This window comes from Alloalcanivorax mobilis (genome assembly GCF_002864685.1).
In the GTDB taxonomy this organism is placed as follows: Bacteria; Pseudomonadota; Gammaproteobacteria; order Pseudomonadales; family Alcanivoracaceae; genus Alloalcanivorax; species Alloalcanivorax mobilis.
Window position 1 is genome coordinate 17,975 of sequence record NZ_NMQZ01000034.1, and the last position, 11,746, is coordinate 29,720.

The following is an 11,746-nucleotide window of genomic DNA, read 5'->3' on the forward strand; positions in this document are numbered from 1 at the left end:
TCTTTCATCGAACCCGCCCTCGCAAACCCGTATAATCCGCGCCCCACGAGCAGAAACCCGATCCCAGGACCCCATGAGTGATTTTATTCCCGGCCAGCGATGGCTGAGCGAGTCCGAGACCGAACTGGGCTTAGGCCTGATCCAGGACGTGGATTACCGGCTGGTTACCGTCAGCTACCCGGCGGTGGAAGAAGAGCGCACCTACGCCAAGAGCAACGCTCCGCTGGCCCGCATCACCTTCGACGTGGGCGATACCCTGACCACCGCCGATGGCCTGGAGCTGGTGGTTCTCGAGGTCAACGAGCACAACGGCCTGATGATCTATCACGCCCACCCGGCCGGCGAACCGGACAATGTTCAGCCGCTGCCCGAATCCCTGCTCGGCCATCAGTTGCGCCTGACCGGCGCCATCGACCGGCTGCTGACCAATCAGCTTTCCTCCAACCGCTGGTTCGAACTGCGGGTGGCCGCGCTGGAGGCCCAGGCACGCAGCGAGGGCTCGCCGATTCAGGGGCTGCGCGGCCCGCGCATTGATCTGATCGGCCACCAGCTGTACATCGCCGATCAGGTCGCCGGGCGCTTCGCGCCTCGGGTGTTGCTGGCCGACGAAGTGGGCCTGGGCAAGACCATCGAGGCGGGCCTGATTCTGCATCAGCAACTGCAAACCGGCCGCGCCCGGCGCGCGCTGATCGTGGTGCCGGACGCCCTGGTACACCAGTGGTTCGTGGAGATGGCGCGGCGTTTCAACCTGCGCTTTTCGATCTTCGATGAAAGCCGCCTGGAAGCACTTGGCAGCAACGCCGCCGACAGCATCAAAAGCATGCTCGCCAACATCATCGCCGAAGAAAGCGGTGAAGCGCCGGTGGCCGAGGACAACCCGTTCCAGTCCGAGCAATTGATCCTGTGCAGCACCGCCTTTCTGGAAGGCTGCGACATCGACGCGCTGGCACAGGCGGACTGGGATCTGGTGATCGTCGACGAAGCCCACCACCTGGCCTGGAGCCCGGACGCACCGTCAGAAAGCTACCAGCGAGTGGAACGGCTGGCGCGCGCCAGCCGTGGCCTGCTGCTGCTCACCGCCACCCCGGAACAACTGGGCGTGGCCAGCCATTTCGCCCGGCTGCGCCTGCTCGACCCGGACCGCTATCCGAGCCTGGAGGCGTTCGAGCAGGAGCAGCGCCAGTACCGGCCGATCGCCGAGCTGGCCGGTGAACTGCACGATCAGGATGCCTGGCCAGCGGCGTTGAAAAGCCGCGCCGCCGAGCTGTTGCCGGATACCCCCATCGACGAAGCCAACCGCGCCGCGGTGCTCGCTGAGTTGTTGGATCGTTTCGGCCCGGGCCGGGTGCTGTTCCGCAACACCCGCCATAACGTGGCCGGCTTCCCGGCGCGCCTGCTCAACGGCTACCCGCAGCCCCTGCCCGAGCGCTATCAGGTCGAAGACGAAGACCTGGACCTGTGGCTGTATCCCGAAACCGCCTTCCCGGATGACCGCTGGTGCGCCCAGGACCCCCGCGTCACCTGGCTGGAACAGTTCTTCAAGGCACACCGGGGCGAGAAGGTGCTGGTGATCTGCGGCCACCGCAACACCGCCATCGATTTGCACGCTCACTGCGGCTACAAGCTGGGCATGAACGTGTCGGTGTTCCACGAAGACATGGATCTGATCGAGCGCGACCGGGCCGCCGCCTATTTCGCCGATGAAGAAGACGGCGCCCAGGCGCTGATCTGTTCAGAGATCGGTTCCGAAGGGCGCAATTTCCAATTTGCTCACCACCTGGTGCTGCTGGATCTGCCGCTCAACCCCGACCAGCTCGAACAGCGCATCGGCCGGCTCGACCGCATTGGCCAGAAGCAGGACGTGCAACTGCATGTGCCCTATTTCGCCGGCCACGCCCAGGAAGTGCTGTTTCGCTGGTACCACCAGGGCATGAACGCCTTCCAGCGCACCAACCCCGCCGGTCACGAAATCGCCGAGCGCACCCGCCCGGCCCTGATGGCGGCGCTGGCCAGCCCCACCGACGACGCCCTGGTGGCAACCCTGGTCGACCAGACCCGCGAATGCACCGAGGCCCTGCGGAAACTGTTGGAACAGGGCCGCGACCGACTGCTGGAGCTGGCCTCCTGTGATGGCGAGCGTGCCGAGGCCCTGAAAGCCGCCCTGGCCGACGCCGACCAGCACTCACCGGCGGACTTTCTCACCCAGGTGTTCGACCACTACGGCGTGGAACAGGAAGAGCACTCCGAGCACGCCTGGATTTTGCGGCCCGGCCCGCATCTGCGTGAACCGTTCCCGCATCTCGCCGAAGAAGGCCTGACGGTGACCGACCGGCGCGCCACCGCCATCGCCCGCGACGACATGCAATTCCTGACCTGGGAACACCCGCTGGTGCAGGGCGCCCTGGATATGATCCTCAGCGAAAACCGTGGCAAGGCCTCGGTGAGCTTGTTGAAAAATCCCAAGATCAAGGGCGGCACCTTGCTGGTGGAAGCAATCTACACCATCGATTATCTGGCACCGAAATACCTGCAAGCGGACCGCTTCCTGCCGACCACGGTGATCCGTCATCTGCTGGATGGTCGTGGCCGCAATCTGGCCGAGGCGATCGGCTTCGAGGCGCTGTGCAAGCAGTGTCACAAAATGGAGAAGCCGCTGGCGCGCAAGATCGTCGGCAGCCAGAAGGGCCTGCTGGAAAGCCTGCTCAAACAGGACGAAGCCCGTGCCAGCAAAGAAAGCGCCGGCGTGATTGACGCGGCGCTGACGCGCATGCGCGAGCATCAGCGCGGCGAGTTGCAACGCCTGCAGGCATTGCGCGCCAAGAATCCGGCGGTGCGCGCCGAGGAAATCGACTTCCTGGAAGCACAAACCGCCGCCCTGGAAACCCACTTAAGCGAGGCACGCTGCCGGCTCGAAGCGGTGCGCGTGATCGTTGCTGGAGAAGCCTGATGAGTCATCTGCCCTGCGTGGAAATCAGCCCCGAGCAGACCGCCACCGCCAGCGTCATCTGGCTGCATGGCCTGGGCGCCAACGGCCATGATTTCGAACCGGTGGTGCCAGAGCTGGCGCTGCCGGCGTCGTTGCCGGTGCGCTTCGTGTTTCCGCATGCGCCGAGCATTCCGGTCACCATCAACGGCGGCATGGTAATGCCGGCCTGGTACGACATCCTCGGCATGGGCCCGGGCAGCCCGGTGGACGAGGCCGGCATCCGCGCCTCCGCCGACCGGGTGGACGCTCTGATCGACAGGGAAGTGAGCCGTGGGGTGCCCCCTGAGCGCATCGTGGTGGCCGGCTTTTCCCAAGGCGGCGCGGTCGCCTACGAAACCGCCCTGCGCCATCCCCAGCGGCTGGCCGGGTTGATGGCGCTGTCCACCTACTTCGCCACCGCCGACGCCGTCGCTCTGAGCGACGCCAACCGCGACCTGCCGATTCTGGTCGCCCACGGCAGCCGCGATCCGATGGTGATTGAGGAACGCGGCCGCCGCGCGGTGGAGGCCCTTAAAGAAGCGGGCTACCAGCCGGAATATCACAGCTATCCGATGGAACACGCGGTCTGCCTGGAGGAAATCCAGGATATCTCCGCGTTTCTGCAGCGCCTGCTGGCCTGAGCCGGGCCTTGTCCGGCCCGCCGGGCGGGCGCATGCTTCGAAGCACTTTTATCGCTGCATCCAGGAGAGAGCCAATGGGTTCCATCAAAGCGTTCGGCGCGCAAAGCGCCGAGTCCGGTGTCCACCCCCTGCCCATCGAGCGGCGCGCGCCGCGGCCCGACGACGTCGCCATCAAGATCGATTACTGCGGCGTCTGCCACACCGACATTCATTTCGCCGAAAACGACTGGGGCCGCACTCTGTACCCGGTGGTGCCGGGCCATGAGATCATCGGACGGGTCACCGCGGTCGGCGAAAAAGTGAAAAAATTCAAAGTCGGCGACGTGGTCGGAGTCGGCTGTCTGGTGGACGCCTGCCGCCATTGCGCCGCCTGCGAAGACGGCCTGGAGCAATACTGCCTGGAAGGCTCCACCGCCACCTACAATGGCCGCGACCGCCACGATCAAAGCATCACCTTTGGCGGTTACTCCGAGGCGGTGGTGGTCAGCGAACGTTTTGTTCTGCGCATCCCCGACGCCCTCGATCCGGCCACCTCGGCGCCGATCCTGTGCGCCGGCATCACCACCTATTCGCCGCTGCGCCACTACGGCGTCAAAGCCGGCGACCAGGTCGGTGTGGTGGGCATGGGTGGCCTCGGCCACATGGGGGTGAAATTCGCCAAGGCGCTGGGCGCCGAGGTCACCCTGTTCACCCGCTCGGAAAGCAAAGTCGGCGAAGCCAAAAAACAAGGCGCCGACCGGGTCGTGGTGTCCACCGACAAAGAACAGATGAAAGCGATCGCCGGCCAGCTCGACTTTATCCTCGACACGGTGCCGGTTCAGCATGACCTCAACCCGTATCTGAATGCCCTGCGCTATGACGGCAAGCACATTCTGGTGGGCCTGCTGGAGCCGGTGGAACCGCCGGTCCAGGCCGGCGCCCTGGTGGGCAAACGCCGGGTGCTGGGCGGCTCGCTGATCGGCGGCCTACCGGAGACCCAGGAAGTGCTGGATTTCTGCGCCGAACACGGTATCAGCTGCGATGTGGAGATGCTCGACATCAACCACATCAACGAAGCCTATGAGCGAATGAAGAAAGGCGACGTTAAATACCGCTTCGTCATCGACATGAAGACGTTGTAGGAAAGCGGCAAGCGGAAAGCCACAAGCCGCAAGCCGGGCCGCTCTCTTCTTGCGGCTTGAAGCTTACAGCTTGTGGCTTTTATCAACCCAACACCTCCTCAAACAAATCGTCCATGGCCGCGAACGCGCGGCGGGCGACTTTGGGGCTGTACAGGGAACGGCCGGGGGTATTGGCGCCGGGGTCGGTGAAGGAATGCACGGCGCCGCCGTAATTGACCAGTGTCCAATCGGCGTCGGCGCCATCCATCTCTTTTTTGAACGCGGCCTGGGCTTCGGCGCTGACCATCGGATCATCGGCGCCATTGAGCACCAGCACCGGCCCGGCCGGGGCCCGGGTGGCGCGCTGGTCGCTGTCCAGCAACCCATGAAAGCTGACGAACGCGCGGGCATCGACGCCGTCGCGGGCCATTTCCAAGGCACAGGCGCCGCCGAAACAGAACCCGAATACCGCCAGACGATCCTGGCTGACGCCCAGCTCCCCGGCCCGTTGGCGCAGTGCTTCAAAGGCGGCGCGCAGCACCGCGCGCAACGCGCCACCGTCGGAGCGCGCCTCGCCCATGGCCGCCATGGCCTGCTCCGGCGTTGAGGGGCGGACTTCGGCGCCAAACGGGTCCAGCACCAGGATCACCGAGCGATCATCCAGGCGCTTTTCCGCCTGGGCCAACGCGGCATCGCTGATGCCAAAGAAGTTCGGCGCCATCAGCAGCCCGCGGTCAGGCCGCGCGCCTTGCCGATAAAGAAGATGCCCCTGGTAGTTTTTTCCGCCAGCCTGATATTCGATGGGCTGGTTTATGACCTCGCTCATGACTCTCTCCCGTGGTGAATCGGTGCGGCTTGTCCGCGTGGTTCTCAGACCATAACGGCGCGGCGGCGTTTCGCAAGCCCGAACGGAACCGCGCCGTGCCGGGAACCAATGCCCCCACTGCGCCTCCAAACCTGCAAAGGGCGCCTCGCCGCTTAGCGGCCCGATGGCCGCTCAACAAGACCGTTCAATACATCGACCAACCGGGAGTCGCGCCATGTCGAAACTGGCGATTAAGGGGTTATTGGCGATTACCGCCACGCTGTGGCTGGCCCAGCCGCTTGAGAACAATCGCGCGCTGTGGGGGGCGGACAGCCGTGCGGAACAACTCAGCGACAGCGATGAGAACGGCACTTCGGCAAGCCGTTGGGTAGGCCGGATCACGCCGGATCAGGATGACACCACCGGCTGATCGGCGTCGGCGGCATCGATCATTTGTTAAATGCGAAAAACCGGCGGACATTGTTCACACTTTGCTGACCGCGGTGGAACGCCCCTCTCGACGCCCACTCTGACTTATCGGAAGCTCACTGAGGTGGGCGCCACAAGACGAAGGGCCAAACATGGATGGCCAGGGAGCATGGATGAGCTTCGTCGGGCGAAGGGCCAGTTAAGGATGGCCAAGGAGCAGAGGATGCGCTTCGCCCGCGGCGAAATACCGCCACGCAGTGGCGGGGGAGTCCATAGGAACCGGACTGAAAGCGCAGGGATGCGCTTCGCCCCCTTCCCCCCACAGGGAAAACGATGAAAGCGCGATTCATTGTTGTATTGTTTGGCCCGCCGGCCGGCGGCGGATGAGATGGTTATTAAAGGCAGGAAGATCAGGACAGGGCGCTAAAAGGTCGAAAAACGCGGAACTAATCGCGGCGGCCCGCGCCTAATCCTTTGCAGTCTCCCTATGCAATCAGGCAACCCTCTGGGCGCGCGGTCACACCGGCGCCCGTTTTTTTTGGGCGCCGCCCCGCTTACGCACTGAACACTGAAACTGAACCACCGTCAGCTCTTCTTACCACCCGGGCCAAGCGGCAAGGGAAACGCGGTGACATTACTGCCCGCCTCGGTAATTTTCCCTACCCCCTCTTTCTCGACCTCATCGATTCGAATGATTGCCTGCACCGGGATAAAGGAGCGTTGCACGCCGGCGAACTGATTCTTGAGCTTCTCTTCCGAGGGGTCCACCACCATCTGTGAACGCTCACCAAAGAGGAATTCCTCCACTTCAAGAAAGCCGTAGAGATCGCTCTGGTAGATCTGACCGACATAGATTTCGAAGATCTGACCCTGATTGAGGAAAATAACCTTGTAGATTTGACGACTTTTCGACATGTCCTGCCCTGGGGCTGAGAGCTGGATGGGGGGCGGAAGTCTAGCACAGATCGGCCCCGGCGCGACCAGCGGAAATGCCGCTGGAGGCGGCTTTCCGGCTGGACTTTGGCACCTCGAGTGACTAGAGTTACCGCCCACAATGCCGTGGGGCAATTTGCCGCACACCAAAAAATCGCCACAGAACCCGCAACCTCTTGTAAGTTGCTGATTTTGAGCGATTTTCTCCATTGCTCGGCGGGTCATTGGCCACCCCCTTGGCCAGCCCCGCGTTTCCGGGGAGGGACCCGGCAATTAGCACCATGGCATCCCCAGGGTCAGCCCTTTTCCGCCCGCGCCACTCAGCGGCGTGCGAAGGTGCGGGCCCTGAATCCTGAAACTCGCTTTCCAGGTGCCGGTGACGGCAAGAATAAGCGCTCAACCTCCTCCTGCCGGGGGTTTTCGCTGGGGAAAACAGGGAGCAAACGCATGCAGTCAACTCTGTTCCACCGTGCGGCGGTCGGCCTTACCTCGCTGATGATCAGCGGGATGGTCGCGGCCAGCGATTGGACTGAACGTTCCGACCATAACTTGCGACCCGGGGTCACCGCGGTCAGCAAGGAAGTGTACGATCTTCACACCACCGTGCTGTGGATCGTCACCATTATCGGCCTTCTCGTTTTCGGCCTGATCCTGATCTCCATGATCCGCCACCGCCGGTCCAAGCACCCGACGCCGGCCACCTTCCATGAGAACGTTTTCCTGGAAGTGCTGTGGACCATCGTGCCTTTTATCATTCTGATCGCGATGGCGGTGCCCGCCACCCGGGTACTGATCGAGCTTGAGGACACGTCCAACGCGGAGTTGACCGTTAAGGTCACCGGCCACCGCTGGAAATGGGAATACGAGTACCTCACCTACGAGGACGATAACAATATCGGCGTATCCTTTATTTCCAATCTGGCCACCCCCCCGGAGCAGTACGAGAATCCGGTGCTCTCCGGTGGTCTGTTCCCTTATGGCACCGCCAAAGACCGGGTCGGGCAGGATTTTCCCGAGAAGAGCCACAACTACAACCTGGAAGTGGACAACAAACTGGTGCTGCCCTCGGGCCAGAAAATTCGTTTCCTGATCACCTCCGCGGACGTGATTCACTCCTTCTGGGTGCCGGATTTCGGTGGCAAGAAAGACGCCATTCCCGGATTCGTCAACGAGACCTGGGCAAACATCCCCGAAGGTCAGGAAGGCATCTACTACGGCCAGTGCGCCGAGCTGTGCGGCAAGAACCACGCCTACATGCCGGTGGAAGCCAAGGTGGTCAGCCAGAAAGAGTTCGCGACCTGGCTGGCGCAGAAGAAAGAAGAAGCCGCCGCCGCGCCTGATCTGACCCCGTTCCCGGATCTGGACACCGCGCTGAGCGCCGGCGAAAAGGTTTACAAAGCCAACTGCGCCCTGTGTCACGGCGCCGAAGGCCAAGGCGGTATCGGGCCGTCGTTTGTCGGTGACGATTACGTCACCAACCCCGAGCACCTTGAGGACCATATCCATACGGTCGTCAACGGCCGCAACGCCATGCCGAGCTTCAAGGCTCAGCTGACGCCCAAGGAGATCGCAGCGGTGATTACTTTCGAGCGTAACGCTTGGGGCAATGACACCGGTGATCTTATTCAACCCGCTGATGTACACGATCAAGAGTAAGGGAGGCGAGCGATGAGTACTGTTGCAGCCGCACACGATGACCATCATCACCACGCTCCGACCGGCTTGAAGCGTTGGCTGTTTAGCACCAACCACAAAGACATCGGCACGCTGTACCTGTGGTTCAGCTTTGCCATGTTCATGGCCGGCGGCTTCATGGCGATGGTTATTCGCGCGGAGTTGCTGGAACCGGGCATGCAGTTCGTTGACCCGGAATTCTTTAACCAGATGACCACCGTTCATGGTCTGACCATGGTGTTCGGCGCCGTTATGCCGGGCTTCGTGGGCCTCGCCAACTGGATGGTGCCGCTGATGATCGGCGCACCGGACATGGCGCTGCCGCGCATGAACAACTGGTCATTCTGGATTCTGCCGTTCGCGTTCACCATTCTGCTCAGTTCAGTGCTGATGAGCGCCTTCGGCGCCGGCCATCCCAGCGCTCCGAACTTTGGCTGGACGTTCTACGCGCCGTTGTCCACCGAGTACGGCCCGGCCTCCACGGATCTGTTCATTCTGTCGGTTCACATGATGGGGATTTCTTCCATCATGGGCGCCATCAACGTGATCGTGACCGTGTTCAACCTGCGCGCACCCGGCATGACGCTGATGAAAATGCCGCTGTTCGTATGGACCTGGCTGATCACCGCCTTCCTGCTGATCGCGGTGATGCCGGTTCTGGCTGGCGCCGTCACCATGGTGCTGACCGACCGCCACTTCGGCACCAGCTTCTTCAGCGCCGCCGGCGGCGGTGACCCGGTGTTGTTCCAGCACGTGTTCTGGTTCTTCGGGCACCCCGAGGTGTACATCATGATTCTGCCGGCGTTCGGCATTATCTCGGCGATCATTCCGACCTTCGCGCGCAAGCCGCTGTTCGGTTACGCCTCGATGGTCTACGCCACCGCCTCAATCGCGCTGCTCAGCTTCGTGGTCTGGGCTCACCACATGTTCACCGTGGGCATGCCCCTGGCCGGCACCCTGTTCTTCATGTACATGACCATGCTGATTTCGGTACCCACCGGGGTCAAAGTGTTCAACTGGGTGGCCACCATGTGGCGCGGCTCGATGACCTTCGAACTGCCGATGAAGTGGGCCATTGCCTTCGTTATCCTGTTCACCTGCGGTGGCCTGTCCGGTCTGATGCTGGCGATCACCCCGGTGGACTTCCAGTACCACGACACCTATTTCGTGGTGGCGCATTTCCACTACGTACTGGTGACCGGCGCGGTCTTCAGCATGTTCGCCGCGGCGTACTACTGGCTGCCGAAATGGTCTGGCGTGATGCCGAGCAAACTGCTGGGTGAGCTGCACTTCTGGAACTCATTGATTTCCGTGAACCTGCTGTTCTTCCCGATGCACTTCGTGGGCCTGGCGGGCATGCCGCGCCGTTACGCCGACTATGCGTTGCAGTTCGCCGACTACAACTTCTGGATCTCCATTGGTGGTTTCTGGTTTGGTCTGTCCCAGCTGTTCTTCCTGGCACTGTGCCTGCAGTGCGCCATGAAGAAAGGCGAGAAAGCCCCGGCCAAACCCTGGGACGGCGCGGAAGGCCTGGAGTGGGAAGTCCCCTCCCCGGCTCCCTTCCACACCTTCGATACCCCTCCGGTGGTCAAGTAACAGGATTGCGGAACGCACCATGAGCGACTCGAACAGCCTGGAAGCGCGCAATAAGCGCACCCTGAAGAAGCTGACGATCTGGGCGGTGGCCATGTTTGGCTTCGCCTTCGCCATGGTGCCGTTTTATAACGTGATCTGTGACATTACCGGCCTGAACGGAAAGACATCGTCAACCGCGAACACCGAGGCACCGTCCCGGCTCGTGGAAGATCGCAAGGTGGTGGTGGAGTTCATCACCCAGAACGGCACCGGCATGAACGGCGACTTTCTGCCGGCTTCGCGCCGTGTCGAGGTGCATCCGGGGGAGATCACCCTGGTGAACTTTTACGCCAGCAATCCGAAATCCAGCAACATCGTCACGCAAAGCATTCCCTCCGTTTCGCCCGGCGAAGCGGCGCGCTATCTGCACAAAACCCAGTGTTTCTGCTTCGATCAGCAGACTCTGGCGGCCGGCGAGCGCAAGGAAATGCCGATGATTTTCTACCTGGACCCGGAGCTGCCGCGTCATATCAATACCCTGACGCTGTCCTACACGATTTTTGACGTAACCGACCGGGTCGCCGGCATCAACAACAACACGGTCCTCGATTAAGGCCGGTTGTAAAGGAGACGCTTTCAATGGCAACTGAAAAGTATTACGTACCCGAGGGCAGCCCCTGGCCGGTGGTGGCCTCGGTGGCGCTGTTCATCACCGCCTTCGGCGGCGCGCATTTCATTCAGCAGGCCACCGCGCCGGAAACCTTTCCGGGTGCCTGGGGCAAGCCGATGTTTTTTGTCGGCATCATCAGCCTGCTGTCGATCATCACACTGTGGTGGCGCGACACCATTAAAGAATCCCTCGGTGGTCTGCACAGCAATCAGCTGGGCATTTCCTATCGCCAGGGCATGCTGTGGTTCATCTTCTCCGAGGTGATGTTCTTCAGCGCCTTCTTTGGCGCCCTGTTCTACACCCGCTGGCTGATCGTGCCCTGGCTGGGCGGCGCCGGCAGCAACGCCATGACCCATGAGCTGCTGTGGCCAAACTTCCAGGCCATGTGGCCGCTGGTGAAAACTCCGGACGGCACCACCACGCAAGCGATGGGCGCCTGGGGCCTGCCGGCCATCAATACCGCCATCCTGCTGACCAGCTCGATCACCCTGACCATTGCCCACCATGCACTGCTGGAAGGCAAGCGGGCCCGCCTGATCGCCTTCCAGGCGATCACCGTGGCACTGGGCGTGTTCTTCCTGTGCCTGCAGGTGGAAGAATACATGCACGCCTACACCCACATGGGTCTGACGCTGCATGCCGGCATCTACGGCAGCCTGTTCTTCATGCTCACCGGCTTCCACGGCGCCCACGTGACCATCGGCACCATCTTCCTGCTGGTGACACTGATCCGGGTGATCCGTGGCCACTTCGACAAGGACAACAACTTCGCCTGGGAAGCGGGTGCCTGGTACTGGCACTTCGTGGACGTGGTCTGGCTGTTCCTGTTCGTGGTGGTGTACTGGTTGTAGAGGCGCGCTGCGCACAAAAAAACCCGGCTCAGGCCGGGTTTTTTTTGGGGCGCCAGACGCTGGACGCTGGACGCTGGACGCTGGACGCTGGACGCTGGACGCT

10 protein-coding genes are annotated in these 11,746 nt (G+C 62.2%); 8 read left to right on the forward strand and 2 right to left on the reverse strand.

Annotated features, from left to right (window positions below):
- The first annotated feature begins 73 nt into the window (after window positions 1–73).
- From rapA to CGS25_RS14650, 3 genes are all read left to right on the forward strand, one after another.
- On the forward strand, window positions 74–2,947 hold the full coding sequence (gene rapA / locus CGS25_RS14640; RefSeq protein ID WP_101675920.1) for an RNA polymerase-associated protein RapA: 2,874 nt from the start codon (window positions 74–76) through the stop codon (window positions 2,945–2,947).
- Complete coding sequence (locus tag CGS25_RS14645; RefSeq protein ID WP_089031261.1) at window positions 2,947–3,606, forward strand: alpha/beta hydrolase; 660 nt, start codon at window positions 2,947–2,949, stop codon at window positions 3,604–3,606. The genes rapA and CGS25_RS14645 overlap by 1 nt, the downstream gene beginning before the upstream one ends.
- A 74-nt stretch (window positions 3,607–3,680) precedes the next feature.
- Complete coding sequence (locus CGS25_RS14650) at window positions 3,681–4,727, forward strand: NAD(P)-dependent alcohol dehydrogenase (protein ID WP_089031260.1); 1,047 nt, start codon at window positions 3,681–3,683, stop codon at window positions 4,725–4,727.
- Between the two features lie 82 nt (window positions 4,728–4,809).
- Here the strand turns inward: CGS25_RS14650 and CGS25_RS14655 are convergent, their stop codons facing one another.
- Complete coding sequence (locus CGS25_RS14655; protein WP_101675921.1) at window positions 4,810–5,532, reverse strand: dienelactone hydrolase family protein; 723 nt, start codon at window positions 5,530–5,532, stop codon at window positions 4,810–4,812.
- A 214-nt stretch (window positions 5,533–5,746) separates the two neighbouring features.
- On the opposite strand from CGS25_RS14655, the gene CGS25_RS14660 reads away from it, so the two are divergent.
- Window positions 5,747–5,941 carry a hypothetical protein gene (locus tag CGS25_RS14660; protein ID WP_089031258.1) on the forward strand — a complete coding sequence of 65 codons (195 nt, stop codon included), beginning with the start codon at window positions 5,747–5,749 and terminating at the stop codon, window positions 5,939–5,941.
- 584 nt (window positions 5,942–6,525) lie between these two features.
- Here CGS25_RS14660 and CGS25_RS14665 read toward each other — a convergent pair.
- The gene (locus CGS25_RS14665) at window positions 6,526–6,855 is read right to left on the reverse strand and encodes a DUF1820 family protein (protein WP_089031257.1); all 330 of its coding nucleotides are present in this window, start codon (window positions 6,853–6,855) and stop codon (window positions 6,526–6,528) included.
- Between the two features lie 465 nt (window positions 6,856–7,320).
- Here CGS25_RS14665 and coxB point away from each other — a divergent pair, with 465 nt between their 5' ends.
- From coxB to CGS25_RS14685, 4 genes are read left to right on the forward strand one after another with little or no spacing between them, the layout of a single operon-like run.
- On the forward strand, window positions 7,321–8,529 hold the full coding sequence (coxB, locus tag CGS25_RS14670) for a cytochrome c oxidase subunit II (RefSeq protein ID WP_101675922.1): 1,209 nt from the start codon (window positions 7,321–7,323) through the stop codon (window positions 8,527–8,529).
- Window positions 8,530–8,541: 12 nt separating this feature from the next.
- On the forward strand, window positions 8,542–10,143 hold the full coding sequence (gene ctaD / locus CGS25_RS14675; protein ID WP_089031255.1) for a cytochrome c oxidase subunit I: 1,602 nt from the start codon (window positions 8,542–8,544) through the stop codon (window positions 10,141–10,143).
- A 19-nt stretch (window positions 10,144–10,162) separates the two neighbouring features.
- Window positions 10,163–10,735 (forward strand): cytochrome c oxidase assembly protein, encoded by a 573-nt coding sequence (locus CGS25_RS14680; RefSeq protein ID WP_089031254.1) that lies wholly within the window; start codon window positions 10,163–10,165, stop codon window positions 10,733–10,735.
- Between the two features lie 26 nt (window positions 10,736–10,761).
- Window positions 10,762–11,643 (forward strand): cytochrome c oxidase subunit 3, encoded by an 882-nt coding sequence (locus CGS25_RS14685; protein WP_101675923.1) that lies wholly within the window; start codon window positions 10,762–10,764, stop codon window positions 11,641–11,643.
- The last annotated feature ends 103 nt before the right edge of the window (window positions 11,644–11,746 follow it).

Excerpts from the sequence above, each read along its gene's own strand:
- rapA (WP_101675920.1), top strand. The coding sequence starts at position 74 with ATGAGTGATTTTATTCCCGGCCAGCGATGGCTGAGCGAGTCCGAGACC.
- CGS25_RS14645 (WP_089031261.1), top strand. The coding sequence starts at position 2,947 with ATGAGTCATCTGCCCTGCGTGGAAATCAGCCCCGAGCAGACCGCCACC.
- CGS25_RS14650 (WP_089031260.1), top strand. The coding sequence starts at position 3,681 with ATGGGTTCCATCAAAGCGTTCGGCGCGCAAAGCGCCGAGTCCGGTGTC.
- CGS25_RS14655 (WP_101675921.1), bottom strand. The coding sequence starts at position 5,532 with ATGAGCGAGGTCATAAACCAGCCCATCGAATATCAGGCTGGCGGAAAA.
- CGS25_RS14660 (WP_089031258.1), top strand. The coding sequence starts at position 5,747 with ATGTCGAAACTGGCGATTAAGGGGTTATTGGCGATTACCGCCACGCTG.
- CGS25_RS14665 (WP_089031257.1), bottom strand. The coding sequence starts at position 6,855 with ATGTCGAAAAGTCGTCAAATCTACAAGGTTATTTTCCTCAATCAGGGT.
- coxB (WP_101675922.1), top strand. The coding sequence starts at position 7,321 with ATGCAGTCAACTCTGTTCCACCGTGCGGCGGTCGGCCTTACCTCGCTG.
- ctaD (WP_089031255.1), top strand. The coding sequence starts at position 8,542 with ATGAGTACTGTTGCAGCCGCACACGATGACCATCATCACCACGCTCCG.
- CGS25_RS14680 (WP_089031254.1), top strand. The coding sequence starts at position 10,163 with ATGAGCGACTCGAACAGCCTGGAAGCGCGCAATAAGCGCACCCTGAAG.
- CGS25_RS14685 (WP_101675923.1), top strand. The coding sequence starts at position 10,762 with ATGGCAACTGAAAAGTATTACGTACCCGAGGGCAGCCCCTGGCCGGTG.